The organism is Aeromonas sp. 160P, from assembly GCF_055193095.1.
In genome coordinates, this window is the sequence record NZ_JBUXKV010000001.1 from 3357586 (window position 1) to 3372946 (window position 15361).

The following is a 15361-nucleotide window of genomic DNA, read 5'->3' on the forward strand; positions in this document are numbered from 1 at the left end:
TCTCGGCAACACAAAAACAACCATAAATTAACCGAGAGAACATTATGCACACATCGGCTGTACCCTCTGCGCCATCTCGCTGGCTGGACATCAAATCAGGGATCGTCATCCTGGATGTCCTGCTACTTTGTGCCATGCTGGCCTGGCTCCCGTTTGATCCCATGGTCAACAAGGGGCTGGGCATTCTGGTCTTTATCGCCATCCTCTGGCTGACCGAAGCGCTGCACGTCACCATCACCGCCCTGCTAGTGCCCCTGCTGGCCACCGTGCTCGGGGTGTTTGACATGAGCAAATCCCTCACCGACTTTGCCAACCCGATCCTGTTCCTGTTTTTTGGCGGTTTCGCCCTCGCGGCCGCCCTCTCCAAACAGGGACTGGATACCCTGATGGCAGGCAAAGTGATGCACATGGCCAATGGTCATCTGGGTTGGGGCGTCATCCTGCTCTTTACCATTACTGCCGCCATGTCGATGTGGATCAGCAACACCGCCACCACCGCCATGATGCTGCCACTGGCTATCGGTATGCTGGCTCGCCTCGATAGCAAAAAAGATCGCGCAACCTTCGTATTCGTACTGCTGGGGATCGCCTACAGTGCCAGTATCGGTGGCATCGGTACCCTGGTGGGCAGCCCGCCCAACGCCATCGCTGCCGCCCAGATGGGGATCGGCTTTACCGACTGGATGAAATTCGGTATTCCGGTGGTGCTGATCCTGATGCCCTGCGGCATTGCCCTGCTCTATCTGGTGACCCGCCCGCAGCTCAACCACCGCGTCGAGATCCAGGATGTCACCATCAGCTGGACCCGCGAACGCAAAGTCACCCTGGCTATCTTCCTGACTACCGTGGTGCTGTGGATCGGCTCGCAACCCATCTCCAACGCCTTTGGCGGCATCCCGCAACTCGACACCCTGATTGCCATGGGCGCCATCATTGCCATCGTGGTCAGCCGCGTCGCCAGTTGGGATGACGTCAACCAGAACACCGACTGGGGCGTGCTGATGCTATTTGGCGGTGGTCTGACCCTGAGCGCCATTCTCAAGGCCACCGGTACCAGCGCCTTCCTGGCCAGCCATCTGTCGGCCGTGCTCTCCCACGCCAATATCTTCGTGATCTTGTTGATGCTGGCAGCGTTCGTGGTGTTCCTGACTGAACTGGTCTCCAACACCGCCACCGCAGCCCTGCTGATCCCGCTGTTCGCCGGTGTGGCCGAGGCGCTCGGCGTCTCCCCCATCGTAATGGCGGTATTGATCGCTATCGGTGCCTCCTGCGCCTTTATGCTGCCGGTCGCCACGCCACCCAATGCCATCGTCTTTGCCAGCGGCCACATCCGCCAGAAGGAGATGATGAAAGCCGGTATGGCCCTCAACGTGGTCTTTACCGTGTTGCTCGCACTGCTGGCCTATTTTGTCGGTGATATTCTCTGATCACCTGTTACGCCAAAACAAAAAGCCCTCGCAATGCGAGGGCTTTTTCATCTCCGGTGGTTAATTAACCCGCGACATTGCAACTCTTCAGGTTCCAGATCCGATCCACGTAGTCCTGAATGGATCGGTCGGAGTTGAACTTGCCCATGGTGGCCGAGTTGATGATTGCCTTCTTCGCCCACAGCGCCGGATCCCGATACCAGGTATCGATCAGCTTGTGTGCCTCTGAGTAGGACTGGAAGTCCGCCAAGGCCAGGTAAGGATCTCCCCCTTCCAGCAAGGAGCGCTTGATGGAGGCCAGCTCACCCGGGCGACCTGGTGTGAAGTAGTCGGTATCAAACCAGTCCAGCACGGCTTTGAGCTCTGAGTTGGCATAGTAGAAGTCGTACGGGTTGTAACCGCGTGCTTTCAACGACTTCACCTCGTCTACCGTCAGACCGAAGATGGCACAGTTTTCGGCACCCGCCTCTTCAGCGATCTCGATGTTAGCGCCATCCAGCGTACCTATGGTGATCGCACCGTTGAGCGCCATCTTCATGTTGCCGGTACCGGAAGCCTCATAACCTGCAGTGGAGATCTGCTCGGAGACATCTGCCGCCGGGATCAGTTTCTCGGCGAGGCTGACGCGGTAGTTCGGCATGAACACCACTTTCAGCTTGCCCTGGATCCGGGTGTCGTTATTGACCCGATCCGCCAACTTGTTGATGGCATAGATGATGTCTTTGGCCAGTTTGTAACCGGGCGCCGCTTTGGAGCCGAAAATGAACACCCGCGGATGCATGTCATAGTCCGGGTTGGCCAGCAGGCGACGATACAGCGCCATGATGTGGATAAGGTTCAGCTGCTGGCGCTTGTATTCGTGCAGACGCTTGATCTGGATGTCAAAGATCGCCTCGGCGCTGACATCAATACCGGTCTCTGCCTTGATAACCTTGACCAGTTTCTCCTTGTTATGACGCTTGATGGTCATAAACTGCTGCTGAAACGCCTTGTCATCTGCAAACTTCGCCACCCCACGCAGTTTGTCCAGCTGCAGCGGCCACTCTTTGCCAACCACTTCGGTATACAGCCCGGCCAGCTCAGGGTTACAAGCCAACAGCCAGCGACGCGGTGTCACCCCGTTGGTGACATTGCACAGCTTCTGAGGCCACAGCTCGGCATACTCGGGGAAAAGGTCCTCTTTCACCAGTTTGGAGTGGATCTCGGCTACGCCGTTCACTTTGGAAGAGCCGACCACACAGAGATTGCCCATCCGCACCTTGCGCACACTCCCCTCTTCGATGATGGAGAGCTTGGCCTTGATGACATCATTGCCTGGCCACTTGGGCTCAACCAGCTCGCTCAGGAAACGGGCGTTAATCTCGTAAATCACTTCCAGATGACGGGGCAACACCTTCTCAAACAAACTGACCGACCACTTCTCCAGCGCTTCAGGCAGCAAAGTGTGGTTGGTGTAGGAGAACACCTGATAGCAGATGGCCCAAGCGGCCTCCCAGTTCAGATCTTCCTCGTCCACCAGTACCCGCATCAGTTCGGGGATAGCCACCGCCGGATGAGTATCGTTGAGCTGAATGGCAATTTGCGCGGCAAAGTTGCTGAAATCAGCGCCATGCACCCGCTTGTAGCGGCGCATGATGTCCTTGATGGAGCAGGCGCAGAAGAAGTACTGCTGGATCAGACGCAGCTCTTTGCCCGCATCAGTATCATCGTTCGGATAGAGCACCTTGGAGATAGTTTCTGCCTGGGCTTTTTCAGCCTGAGAGTCGATGTAACCACCGGCGTTGAATACGTCCCAGTCGAAAAACTCGGAGGCGCGGGATTCCCACAGGCGCAAAATGTTGACCGTGTTACCGCCAAATCCGACGACAGGGATATCCCAAGGCACCCCTTTGATCTTGCGACCGGCATGCCATACTTTTTTCAGGCCACCCTTGTCACCGAATACCGTCTCCACATAGCCGTAGAGCGGGATCTCTTGAACGGATTCCGGACGGCAAATTTCCCAAGGGTTACCGTATTCACGCCAGGAGTCCGGACGCTCGATTTGGCGGCCATCCTGGATCTCCTGACGAAACAGACCATGTTCGTAATGGAGTCCATAGCCGACCGCCGGATAGTTAAGGGTTGCCAGCGAATCGATAAAGCAGGCAGCCAGACGGCCCAGGCCGCCGTTGCCAAGGGCCATGTCGGGCTCTTGCTCGCAAAGATCGGTCAGCTCCAGACCGAGCTCACCCAGTGCCTCTTCACAAGCCTTGTACAGGGAGAGGTTGTGCAGGTTGTTGGAGGTCAATCGTCCCATCAGGAATTCAGCAGAGAGATAGTGAATGGCACGAGTATCTTTCTTGAAGTGAGTCTGCTGAGTGCGGGTCAGGCGCTCGTACACCTGTTCATTGACGGCCGCAGCAGTGGCTTTCCACCACGCTTCGGGGGAGGCTTTCTGTTCGCTTGTTCCCAAGGTAGAACGCAGGTGACGCACGATACTCGCCTTGAGCTGATCTTTATCCAGTTGGAGATCCTGGTCTGTCTTCTTCTTGGTAGCCATAAACCATATTCCTTCGTTACAAATAAAATTGTTATCCCGCTTGCGGGACCGGCGCTGTTGTTATCTCAAAATATGTACCGGCGTGAGAATACTAACTAAAGCGGCAGAATTAAAAGTTAACGCAAGTCACACTTTAACCGATAAAAACAGCCTGAAAAGCTTGAAAACCCTTTCCTTTAACTGATTGTAGAAAAACAAACATAACCTTTATTATCAACGACTTATAAAAAAAATGAAAATATTATGGCATGAATAGGTTTTCAGAGATTGCTAAGCCTTGAAAATCCCTGAAAATAGACAACAAGATGGCGCATTGAAACCGATTTCAATGCGCCTTAAAAATTACCGTATAAATATGAAGCAATCATTGCACCCTCAGAGATGTGCCTTGAACTGATTGCTCAATGGATCGTAATGGTACCCAATCTGATCCAGACGTCCTGCCAACTGGGCTTCACTCATATCGTAATAGGCCAGCAGCTCCTCCAGCCCATCGCACTCCAGTCTCAGCTTTTCATTGATGATGCCCAGCAAGATGTTGGCATCCAGACGCTGCAAGGTACTTATATCCATAGCGGCACCTCCTTTAAATTGCCTGTATAACCATGGGCGGTGCAGCGCCATTTGTCCATAGAGCAAAAAACACACGGCGTAGTTTTGATCAAAAACCTTTAAAAACAATAATATAAACAAAATCAGTGCCAACACCATCACAGATTTCAGCAAAAACACCTTGTCACTACCGCAGGATAGAACTACTGTATGCGCATACAGCTTGGACATTCATACAGGAATTGAACTATGAACCAGCCTCTGCACTCACTGCCGTTTGCGATGAACCGTGCCATGAGTAACCCATGGCCAACCAGAACCGCTTGCAAAGCGGAATCTGCTCATTATGGCGTGACGCTCAAGTCTGATGACCAATTTCTGACTGAATTGGCCAAGCTAGGCAACACTCACGCTGGCTGGATCTTGCTGATAGCACCACCGGGGCGCCCCACTGCTGTGCGGCTGCAAGAGCAAGGCATAGATCCCAAGAGGGTACTGGTAGTACACAGCCCTAAAATCAAGAACTGGCAACAGACTCTGGAGCGCAGTCTGGGCAACGGCCACTGTGCCGCCGTGTTTACCTGGCTACCCGAGCAGATCGAGCTGGATCACGCCAAGTTGCAACGTCTGGGACAACAATCTGGTGTGCTGACTCGTTTCTTTGGCACACAACGAACCTGTCCAATCACACCTCTGCTGGCCTATGCAGAGCAGGACATCTATCTCAATCATTAAGACAAGGTCACCCTGTATACACATCGAGATGATCCGCCGCAATTTGACACCATGGCAGCTATTTTGCCGTCAATATGACCCTCTTCTTGAAATTGTGAGTCACACAGGGTATAACCACGCGCTTTATCAGGTGAATTAAGTGAGCGGCATCATGCAAGCCCCCTTTTGGCAGACCAAGAGTCTGCAGCAGATGACAGAGTCCGAATGGGAATCCCTCTGTGACGGTTGTGGCAAATGCTGCCTCAACAAGCTTATCGATGAAGATACCGATGAGCTGGTGTTCACCAATGTCGCCTGTAACCTGCTCAACACCAAGACCTGTCAGTGCTCTGACTATACCAATCGTTTCAAAAAAGAGCCTGATTGCCTGCAGATCACCCATGACAAGATTGCCGAATATGACTGGCTGCCCTCTAGTTGCGCCTATCGTCTGCTGGCTGAAGGTGACACCCTGCCGCAGTGGCATCCTCTGCTGACGGGCAGTCGCTCCGCGATGCATCAGGCAGGTCAATCTGTACGTGGCAAGGTCATTCACGAGGAGCAGGCGGGTGAATGGATTGATCACATCATCACCTGGGCCAGCTGACGCGCTCCCCCCCTATTTTCATTGAGACAAGGGCTGCACATTGTGCAGCCCTTGTTGTTTCTGCAGGCATGGTTTTCCGCCTCATTGAGAAGAACCCCGCGCATATCTGTCACCGCCGATGTAAAAATGACCCACTAACGCCGGAGTAAAGTTGACCCACCTGGGCCAAGATCGTGGCTTTTGAGCCACGCCCATGTTGACCCAGGAGTTATCAGTGGAAATCAGAGTGTTGGCCGTCAGGGCATGAGCATCCGGGCTATCGCCCAGCAATTGCGGGTGTCCCGTAACACGGTTCGCAAGTATCTGCGCAACCCGGGCCTGCCAATCTATCCCAGCCGAGCAGCCCGACCAACCAAGCTCGATCCTTTTAAACCCTATCTGCAAGCGCGTATCCAGGCAGCGAAGCCACACTGGATCCCGGCGACGGTTCTGCTCAGGGAACTGCGAGAGCATGGTTACACTGGCGGGCTCTCCCAGCTCAAGACCTGGTTATCGCCTCTGCGCCATGACGCCTCTGGCACCATCGTCCGTTTTGAAACGGCCCCCGGTAAACAGATGCAGGTCGATTTCACCATTATCCGCCGCGGCAATCGGCCTCTAAAGGCCTTTGTTGCTACCCTGGGATTTAGCCGCGCCAGCTATGTCCGTTTCTTCGATCACGAACGTAATGATGCCTGGTTGACCGGACTGCGTGAGGCTTGTCATTTCTTCGGTGGGGTCCCGCAGGAGGTGCTATTTGATAATGCCAGCACCATCATCCGCGAACGGGATGCTTACGGTGAAGGTGACCATCGTTGGCACCCGGCCCTGCTCGCCTTGGCCGAAGAGTTCGGTTTTCGCCCCCGCGTCTGCCGTCCCTACCGGGCCCAGACCAAAGGCAAGGTCGAGCGCTTCAACGGCTACCTCAAACGCAGTTTTGTCACACCACTGGCAGCCACCCTCAAGCAGGCAGGACTGGCGCTAGATGTGTCAACCGCCAATGCCCATATCGGCCCCTGGTTGGAAGACATCGCCAACCAGCGTAGCCATGGTACTACCGGTGAAGTCCCGGCTATCCGATTGCAACAAGAGCTGCCTCATTTTCTACCCCTGCCACAGACGCTACCCGTTAGTCCCGGCACCACGGCCACTGCGCGCCCCATGCCGCTGGAGAGCTTGCAGCATCCGCTATCGGTATACCAAGACCTGCTGGAGGTGAACGTATGAACTTGCAGCATGAACGCCTGATGGCCCTGAGTCAGGCGCTGCGCTTGGAAGGGATTGCTGCCCAGTGGTCAGCACTAGCTCAGAAGGCGGCCAACGAGGAGGCGAGCTTCGCCGATTATCTGGAGTGGTTGCTGCACGCAGAGCAGACCTTGAGGACCGAGCGCACCCGCCAGACCTTGCTCAAACTGGCCACTTTACCCGTGGTCAAAACGCTGGAGCAGTACGACTTCGGCTTTGCCAGTGGCGCACCTCGCAGCCAGTTGCAGGAGTTGGCCAGTCTGGCCTTTATCGAGCGGAGCGAAAACATAGTGCTGCTGGGCCCAAGCGGAGTGGGCAAGACGCATCTTGCCATCGCACTGGCCTATCGGGCTCTGATGGCTGGCATCAAGACCAGATTTATCAGCGCAGCAGACCTGATGTTGCAGCTTCAAGCAGCTCAACGACAGGAGCGGCTTAATGCCTACTTCAGCCGTGTCGTGATGGGGCCGCGTTTACTGGTGATCGATGAGATAGGCTACTTGCCGTTTGGGCGTGAGGAAGCAAACCTGTTTTTCAATGTGATCGCCAAACGTTATGAGAAAGGGAGCCTGATCTTGACGAGCAATCTGCCCTTTAGCCAGTGGGCCAGCACCTTTGCCGATGATCAGACACTGACGGCAGCTATGCTCGATAGACTGTTACATCATGCACACATCGTTCAGATCAGCGGTGAAAGCTATCGTTTGAAAGAGAAACGCAAAGCGGGGGCCACACCCAAAACCAATTAACCCCATGTCCGGGTGGATCACTTTTCAATCGGCGAAATTAGCCAGAGTGGATCAGTTTTCGGTCGGCGTTGACACATATCTGGCAGGATCACCGTAGCCCCCTCCTTACCACACAGGAACATTGGTAGAAGATGAAGTCAGAGGCAGAGGCAGAGGCAGAGGCAGAGGCAGAGGCAGAGGCAGAAAATGATGACAGATCCACAGGCTTATGGATATTGCTTTACACCCGCGATGGCGTCTCTGCTAACCCGTAGCCGGATAAGCCAGTTCGCCGGGTCATAACGCGACACTGGCGCAGTGACAGGCAAAGCAGTCTCCCTGAGTGGCGATAGCGCACGAATAAAGCGTGATCGCGTTACAGGTAATGGCAAGGCAATCTTGGTAAACCGCTATGCCATAACCCTGTTCAAATGCCCCATGACAACCTTTGTGATTGCGATGGTGCTTGATCCTGAAAGTCTATTCCCCTGAATCGCACACATAAAAAAACCGGCGCCTTGGCGCCGGTTTTTACTCACTACGTCTCGATTACAGAGAAGCGGTGAAGGTACGGGTGATGACGTCTTGCTGTTGCTCTTTAGTCAAAGAGTTGAAGCGAACGGCATAACCGGATACGCGGATGGTCAACTGCGGATATTTCTCCGGGTCTTCCATGGCGTCCAGCAGCATTTCACGGTTCATCACGTTAACGTTCAGATGCTGACCACCTTCCAGGTTGGCTTCGTGATGGAAGTAACCATCCATCAGACCAGCCAGGTTGGCTTTCTGGGATTCCATATCTTTACCCAGGGCGTTCGGTACGATGGAGAAGGTATAGGAGATACCATCTTTCGCGTAAGCAAACGGCAGCTTGGCAACAGAAGTCAGGGAAGCAACAGCACCCTTCTGGTCACGACCGTGCATCGGGTTTGCACCCGGGCCAAACGGAGCACCAGCGCGACGGCCATCCGGGGTGTTACCGGTCTTCTTGCCATATACCACGTTAGAGGTGATGGTCAGAACAGACTGGGTAGCAACAGCGCCACGGTAGGTGTTGAGCTTCTGAATTTTCTTCATGAAGGTCTCAACCAGCTCACAGGCGATATCATCAACGCGCTCGTCGTTGTTACCGAACTGCGGGTACTCACCGTCGATTTCGAAGTCGATGGCTACGCCATCTTCGTCACGGATCGGCTTGACCTTGGCGTACTTGATGGCAGACAGGGAGTCAGCAGCAACAGACAGACCAGCAATACCACACGCCATGGTGCGATATACGTCACGGTCGTGCAGCGCCATCAGTGAGGCTTCGTAGCTGTACTTGTCGTGCATGTAATGGATGATGTTCAGCGCAGCAACGTACTGCTTGGCCAGCCAGTCCATGAAGTGATCAAGACGGCTCATCACGTCGTTGTAGTCGAGGAACTCGGAGGTCACCATGTCAGTCTTAGGACCAATCTGGATCTTGAGCTTCTCGTCCATACCGCCGTTGATTGCATACAGCATGGTCTTGGCCAGGTTGGCACGAGCACCGAAGAACTGCATCTGCTTACCAACGATCATCGGGGATACACAGCAAGCGATGGCATAGTCATCGTTGTTGAAATCCGGACGCATCAGGTCGTCGTTCTCGTACTGAACGGAAGAGGTCTCGATAGATACCTTGGCGCAGTACTTCTTGAAACCGACCGGCAGCTTCTCGGACCACAGGATGGTCAGGTTCGGCTCAGGGGACGGGCCCATGGTGTACAGGGTGTTCAGCATACGGAAGCTGTTCTTGGTGACCAGAGTACGGCCATCAACGCCCATACCAGCCAGAGTCTCGGTAGCCCACATCGGGTCGCCAGAGAACAGTGAATCGTATTCTGGGGTACGCAGGAAGCGAACCATACGCAGCTTCATGACCATGTGGTCCATCAGCTCCTGGGCTTCTTGCTCGGTGATCAGGCCTTTTTGCAGGTCACGCTCGATGTACACGTCCAGGAAGCTGGAGGTACGACCGAAGGACATGGCTGCGCCGTTCTGGGACTTGACTGCCGCCAGGTAGGCGAAGTAGGTCCACTGTACAGCTTCTTTAGCATTCTTGGCCGGAACGGAGATATCGCAACCGTACTTGGCAGCCATGACCTTCATCTGTGCCAGGGCACGATGCTGCTCGGAGATCTCTTCGCGCAGACGGATGGTGGCTTCCAGGTTGACGCCGTTTTCCAGGTCAGCTTGCAGGGACTTGAACTGGGCCAGTTTGTCGGCCATCAGGAAGTCGATACCGTACAGGGCAACACGACGGTAGTCACCGATGATACGGCCACGGCCGTAGGCATCAGGCAGACCGGTGATAACACCAGACTTACGGCAGTTCAGGATGTCTTTGGTGTAAACGTCAAACACGCCCTGGTTGTGAGTCTTGCGGTACTCGGTAAAGATCTTCTCGACCATCGGGTCAAGTTGACGACCGTACACTTCGCAAGAAGTTTTAACCATCTTGATACCGCCGTTGGCGATGATGGCGCGCTTCAGCGGCTTGTCAGTCTGCAGACCAACGATCTGCTCCAGGCTCTGATCGATATAACCGGCATCGTGTGCGGTAATGGTGGAGGGCATATCAGTATCAAAATCGACCGGCGCATGAGTGCGGTTTTCGATTTTGATGCCTTCCATGACCTTGTCCCACAGCTTGGCGGTTGCGTCGGTCGCTCCAGCCAGGAAGGACTCATCACCTTCATACGGGGTGTAGTTCTTCTGGATGAAGTCACGGGCGTTGACAGAAGTCTGCCATTCACCGGCCGCGAAGCCTTCCCATGCTTTTTGGAACTGTTCGTTAAGTTCTGCCATTTTTCATTACCTCACACGGTATTGATGTAGTATCCCGCAATCATCCTTAATGATGACGACGGAAGATAAACCAGTAAGTCAAACCAACCATCACGCCACCACCAATGATATTACCGATGGTGACAGGGATGAGATTGTGTAGGACAAAGTTGGATACGGTCAGATCGGCAAAGGTCGCCGGATCCTGGCCGATGGCCTGCCAAAACTCCGGGCTGGCCAGGCTATGGATAGCGATGCCCACCGGAATCATAAACATGTTTGCAATGCTGTGCTCGAAACCGGATGCCACAAACATGGCCACGGGCAGCAACATTACCATCACCTTGTCGGTGGCAGTGCGGGCCCCAAAGGCCATCCACACCGCAAGACACACCATCAAGTTACAAAGGATACCCAGCGCCACGGCTTCAAAGAAGGTGTGGTGAATTTTGTGTTGGGCCACTTTCAGGGCATTCAGCCCCCACTGACCATCTGCCGCAGTATATTGCGCTGACATGATGATGAGGCCAACCATCAGCAAACCGCCGATCAGGTTACCGAAGTAGACCAGACCCCAGTTCTTGAGCAACTGGGCCCAACTGATGCGATTGGCGGCCTTGGCCACCAGCGTCAGGGTGGTGGAGGTGAACAGCTCGGCACCGAGCAACACGCAAAGGATCAGACCCAGGGAGAAACAGAGACCACCGACCAGCTTGGCCATGCCCCAAGACATGGAGCCTGAACCTGTGGTCACTGTGATGTAAAAAATAAACGCGATGGCGATGAAAGCGCCTGCGGTAATGGCCAGTGGAATGACCTTGTATGCCGGCTTGGTGGCCTTGGCATAGGTGATATCTTCAGCCAATGCAGCGATGGCTTCTGGCTTGAGACAATCGAATGGGGATTCAGCTTTCAATTCTTATCTACCTGAATGTTTTGCCTGTTGAAATCATAACAAAGGGCCAAATGGCCAAAATTGACATCGATCAAGTTTATCAGACTGTGAATGTAATTTTACTACAAATATTTTAGTGCAACGGCTGCGCCAGTTTACACCAGGTTTCAGCTGAAACAGAAATGCTGTGTGTTTAATTTAATGATTTCAAACAATTTATTACCATGCACGTAAAGATGATATTGGCAAGATATCTTTGCAGCTCGACAACACATCCCCTGCCCCTTCATCAACCCCATTAGGGGTATTTTTTGTTTTTTATTTCATCTTGGAATAAAAATCACCAATCTTACCGCGCGATAAACAGAAGGGGCCACACGGCCCCTCCCTCTACCACAAGGGTTACGCCCAGCTATGGGCGCGCTTGGCGTTTTGCAGCTTCTCATAAGCCGCCAGCAGCTTCTGATGCAACGGGAACTGCGACAGCGACAGGTCAGCGGCGTCCAGCCCGTGGAAGCGCGCTTCGCCACTGGCGTTGGCCCACGCCAGCGCCAGCGTCTCTTCGCCGTACATGCGGGTAAAGACGGCGCGATACTGCTCAGGATCTCGCTCCTCGTCGAGGAACAACTCGACGCAGGCACGCAGGGCGCGGTAGTAGCTGGCTCGCTCGGCAGTGAACACTGACTGATTGAACTCCATGGTCCAGTCGATAAGATCCATCGCCGTCTCCAGCTCGCCAGCGGCCAGTGCCAGCATGGCTTTCAGCTCACCGACCCGCAGAGTGTGCAGCGCGGTGCCCTTGGCGGCGGCGATGCCCAGCAGCTCACGAACGCGGGTGCGCTCGTCGTGCCCCTCTTCATCCAGTTGATCAAACAACGCCATATATTGCTCGGCATCCCACTCCAGCGATGGCAACGCCAGGATCACTTCGCGCAGGTTGGCGCCCATGTTGTTGTTGGCCAGCAGCAAATCTTCAACCGGATAGATGTCAGACATGCCCGGCACCAGAATGCGGCAGGCGTAGACACCCAGATGCTCGTAGTCGGCGATGTAGACCGGCTGCTCCAGCTCGTGGAAGATGCCGATCAGATGATCAAACTCCTCCTGCGAGGTGCCACGGAAGTCCCAGTCGGCAAACTCGAAGTCTGATTCCTGCTTGAACAGATCCCAGCTGATGAGGCCCGAGGAGTCGATAAAGTGGGTCTCGAGGTTGTGGTGATCCGCCACCTGTTCGTTATCGAATGACGGCGGCACAAACACATCGAGATCTTTCAGACCACGGCCCTGCAGCAGCTCGGTGACGGTGCGCTCGAACGCCACTTCGAAGCGCGGATGGGCACCGAAAGAGGCAAAGCAGGTACCGTTGCTCGGGTTGAGCAGCACCACACAGATGACCGGATAACGGCCACCCAAGGAGGCATCGAAGCTGTAAATCGGGAAACCTTCCGCTTCCAGGGCCGCGATAGGCGCGGCAATCCCCGGGTAACGGGCAATCACTTCGTCCGGGATCAGCGGCAGGCTCAGGGCTTCGGCGATGATCTTGTTCTTCACGTGGCGCTCAAACACCTCGGAGAGCGCCTGAGTGCGCGCTTCGGTGCGGGTGTTGCCAGCGCTCATGCCGTTGGAGACATAGAGGTTGCCGATGATGTTCATCGGGATGTAGACGGTCTGGTGATCAGACTGGCGTTCGAACGGCAGCGCGACGATACCGCGCTCCTCGTTATTTGACTGCAGATCCACCAGCATATCGGCGGTCACTTCACCGTCCGGGTTGTAGAACTTGCGGGTGAAGCTGTCGAGCAGACCCGCCGGGAACTGGTCGCCCTCGATGGGGAACCACTTCTCGTTCGGGTAGTGAACAAAGTCGCCATTAGCAACCTGCTCGCCCAGATAGAAATCGGCGAAGAAGTAGTTGGTGGAGAGACGCTCGAAATATTCGCCAAGGGCGGAAGCGAGTGCCGCCTTCTTGCTGGCACCCTTGCCGTTGGTGAAGCAGAGGGCGCACTCCTTGTCCCGAATATGCACCGACCAGACGTTGGGTACGGGGTTAAGCCAGGAGGCCTCTTCGATATCAAACCCTAAGGCTTGCAGCTTGGTCTGGAAACGGTCGATGGAATCTTCCAGTGCCGCGTCCTTGCCGGGAATAAAAGTGTGGTCTGTCATCACTGTATCCTGATTTTTATTGGCTCATGCTTGGCCGCAGATAATAGCAGGGGTCGGCCGCTTTGGCAGGACAAAAATCAGCAAACAAGGGGGATTACAAGGTCATCAATGAGGCAGCTCCCCGCCCCTACACCACAAACAGCGCGGGCCCGGGGATTGCCCGGGCCCGCTGGTTACGCGACGCGATAAACCGTCAGAGCTGCTTGCCCTGACTGGCGATCACCTGGCTGTACCAGTGGAAGCTCGCTTTCTTGATCCGGCGCAGCGAGCCCCCTTTCTCGTCACGCTCCACATAGACGAAGCCGTAGCGCTTCTGATAGCCGTTGAGCCAGCTCAGGATGTCGGTAAATGACCAGGCACAGTAGCCGAGCAGCTCTACCCCGTCCTGCATTGCCTCCTGGCACGCCTTGACGTGACTGCGCAGATAATCGATGCGGTACTCATCGTTCACCTTGTCGCCCGCCTCCAGCTGGTCGAACTCGCCAAGGCCGTTCTCGGTGATCATCAGCGGCAAGCCGTAGCGGGAAGAGAGGCGGCGCAGGGCGATGCGCATCCCGGTCGGGTCGATGGCCCAATCCCAGTTGCTGGTCTCAAGGTGCGGATTGGGGGCCGTTTTGAAGAGGCCGGGAATGCCGCTCGATGGGGTAGTCCCCTTCTGTCCGGTGGTGTTGATCCGCTGCAGGGTCTGACCGCCCAAGGGGTTATCTGTGTAGGTCAGGGTGTAGTAGTAGTTGACGCCAATATAGTCGGGCGTCCCTTCGCGCAGCAGCGCCAAATCCCCCGGCAGGATCTCCGGCGCCTCGCCGTTTTCTCGCAGATAGGCGAGCGCCGCCTGCGGATAACGGCCAAAGCAGTAAGCATCGAGCCACCAGAGGTTGTTGAACTCCTCGGCATTCTCGTAAGCCAGCATATCTTTCGGGTCGCACGACGCCGGATAGGCAGGGGAATAGGCAAAGCTCGGGCCGATGAGGCCATTTGGCACATGCTGGCGAAACGCCTTAATCACCCGGGCATTAGCCAGAAACGCAATGTGGTTGGCGGCAAAGAAGCGCTTGCGGTCCTGCACCGCAGGCGGATGAGTGCCGAGCTGATAGGCGTTGGTCAGGTTGTAGTTCTGCTCGTTCAGCGACACCCAGTACTTCACCTTGCTGGCAAAGCGCTGATAGAGGGTCACGCAGTAGTGCTCGAAATCGGCGATGATCCGTCGGTCTTCCCAGCCGCCGTACTCATCTTGCAGCGCTTGCGGCAGATCCCAGTGGTAGAGGGTGAGCACCGGCTCGATCTGGTGGGCCAAGAGGGTGTCGATCAGCTTCTCGTAGAAGGCCAGACCCGCCTCGTTCACCTCGCCCCGACCGGTGGGGTAAATACGCGGCCAGCTCACCGAAAAACGGTAGGCCTTGAGCCCCATCTCGGCCATCAGCGCCACGTCCTCTTCCATGCGGTGGTAGTGATCCACCGCCACATCGCCGTTACTCCCTTCAAAGGTCTTGCCCGGCAGCTTGGTGAAGAGATCCCACACCGAGGGGCCCTTGCCATCGGCATTCCAGCCCCCCTCCACCTGATAGGCGGCGGAGGCGGCGCCCCACAGAAAATCGCTCGGGAAGTCATTGAACTTGTGGTGATGCATCTGGTGTTGCTCCTGCTGCGCTGATGGTGTCAGCCATCTTTTATAACTCAGCGCCCCCGCGTTGGGGCGCC

The 15361-nt window shown here is 55.3% G+C and carries 10 protein-coding genes and 1 pseudogene; 5 read left to right on the top strand and 6 right to left on the bottom strand.

Translation table 11 applies throughout. The features are described 5' to 3' along the window. The first annotated feature begins 44 nt into the window (after positions 1-44). Complete coding sequence (locus tag ACY8FN_RS15625; RefSeq protein ID WP_101320063.1) at positions 45-1427, top strand: SLC13 family permease; 1383 nt, start codon at positions 45-47, stop codon at positions 1425-1427. A 64-nt stretch (positions 1428-1491) separates the two neighbouring features. On the opposite strand, the gene ACY8FN_RS15630 is transcribed toward ACY8FN_RS15625, so the two are convergent. Both ACY8FN_RS15630 and ACY8FN_RS15635 read right to left on the bottom strand, forming a co-directional pair. Further along, on the bottom strand, positions 1492-3969 hold the full coding sequence (locus tag ACY8FN_RS15630) for a glycogen/starch/alpha-glucan phosphorylase (protein ID WP_101347122.1): 2478 nt from the start codon (positions 3967-3969) through the stop codon (positions 1492-1494). A 375-nt stretch (positions 3970-4344) separates the two neighbouring features. Continuing rightward, a complete protein-coding gene (locus ACY8FN_RS15635; RefSeq protein ID WP_042019225.1) occupies positions 4345-4542 on the bottom strand; it encodes a DUF4250 domain-containing protein in 198 nt (65 codons plus the stop codon). 228 nt (positions 4543-4770) lie between these two features. Between ACY8FN_RS15635 and ACY8FN_RS15640 the strand changes: the two genes are divergently transcribed. The 4 genes and pseudogenes from ACY8FN_RS15640 to istB all read left to right on the top strand — a co-directional run bounded on the left by ACY8FN_RS15640 (position 4771) and on the right by istB (position 7815). Next, complete coding sequence (locus ACY8FN_RS15640; RefSeq protein WP_463100530.1) at positions 4771-5256, top strand: cell division inhibitor; 486 nt, start codon at positions 4771-4773, stop codon at positions 5254-5256. Positions 5257-5407: 151 nt separating this feature from the next. Beyond that, positions 5408-5842 (top strand): YcgN family cysteine cluster protein, encoded by a 435-nt coding sequence (locus ACY8FN_RS15645; RefSeq protein WP_042019284.1) that lies wholly within the window; start codon positions 5408-5410, stop codon positions 5840-5842. A 193-nt stretch (positions 5843-6035) separates the two neighbouring features. Then, a pseudogene (gene istA, locus ACY8FN_RS15650) lies at positions 6036-7048 on the top strand (IS21-like element ISAeme17 family transposase). Continuing rightward, positions 7045-7815: an IS21-like element ISAeme17 family helper ATPase IstB gene (gene istB, locus ACY8FN_RS15655; protein ID WP_099994263.1), complete on the top strand. Its 771-nt coding sequence runs from the start codon at positions 7045-7047 to the stop codon at positions 7813-7815. Before istA ends, istB begins: the two are co-directional and overlap by 4 nt. A 528-nt stretch (positions 7816-8343) precedes the next feature. Here the strand turns inward: istB and pflB are convergent. The 4 genes from pflB to ACY8FN_RS15675 all read right to left on the bottom strand — a co-directional run bounded on the left by pflB (position 8344) and on the right by ACY8FN_RS15675 (position 15290). Beyond that, positions 8344-10626, bottom strand: a complete 2283-nt coding sequence (gene pflB, locus ACY8FN_RS15660) for a formate C-acetyltransferase (RefSeq protein WP_463100531.1) — start codon at positions 10624-10626, stop codon at positions 8344-8346. 46 nt (positions 10627-10672) lie between these two features. Next, the gene (focA, locus tag ACY8FN_RS15665; protein ID WP_068977892.1) at positions 10673-11521 is read right to left on the bottom strand and encodes a formate transporter FocA; all 849 of its coding nucleotides are present in this window, start codon (positions 11519-11521) and stop codon (positions 10673-10675) included. Positions 11522-11902: 381 nt separating this feature from the next. Then, positions 11903-13663, bottom strand: a complete 1761-nt coding sequence (gene ycaO / locus ACY8FN_RS15670; RefSeq protein WP_101324479.1) for a 30S ribosomal protein S12 methylthiotransferase accessory factor YcaO — start codon at positions 13661-13663, stop codon at positions 11903-11905. Positions 13664-13856: 193 nt separating this feature from the next. Continuing rightward, positions 13857-15290, bottom strand: a complete 1434-nt coding sequence (locus ACY8FN_RS15675; RefSeq protein ID WP_463100532.1) for a glycoside hydrolase family 1 protein — start codon at positions 15288-15290, stop codon at positions 13857-13859. Positions 15291-15361 lie beyond the last annotated feature (71 nt).

Excerpts from the sequence above, each read along its gene's own strand:
- ACY8FN_RS15625 (WP_101320063.1), top strand. The coding sequence starts at position 45 with ATGCACACATCGGCTGTACCCTCTGCGCCATCTCGCTGGCTGGACATC.
- ACY8FN_RS15630 (WP_101347122.1), bottom strand. The coding sequence starts at position 3,969 with ATGGCTACCAAGAAGAAGACAGACCAGGATCTCCAACTGGATAAAGAT.
- ACY8FN_RS15635 (WP_042019225.1), bottom strand. The coding sequence starts at position 4,542 with ATGGATATAAGTACCTTGCAGCGTCTGGATGCCAACATCTTGCTGGGC.
- ACY8FN_RS15640 (WP_463100530.1), top strand. The coding sequence starts at position 4,771 with ATGAACCAGCCTCTGCACTCACTGCCGTTTGCGATGAACCGTGCCATG.
- ACY8FN_RS15645 (WP_042019284.1), top strand. The coding sequence starts at position 5,408 with ATGCAAGCCCCCTTTTGGCAGACCAAGAGTCTGCAGCAGATGACAGAG.
- istB (WP_099994263.1), top strand. The coding sequence starts at position 7,045 with ATGAACTTGCAGCATGAACGCCTGATGGCCCTGAGTCAGGCGCTGCGC.
- pflB (WP_463100531.1), bottom strand. The coding sequence starts at position 10,626 with ATGGCAGAACTTAACGAACAGTTCCAAAAAGCATGGGAAGGCTTCGCG.
- ycaO (WP_101324479.1), bottom strand. The coding sequence starts at position 13,663 with ATGACAGACCACACTTTTATTCCCGGCAAGGACGCGGCACTGGAAGAT.
- ACY8FN_RS15675 (WP_463100532.1), bottom strand. The coding sequence starts at position 15,290 with ATGCATCACCACAAGTTCAATGACTTCCCGAGCGATTTTCTGTGGGGC.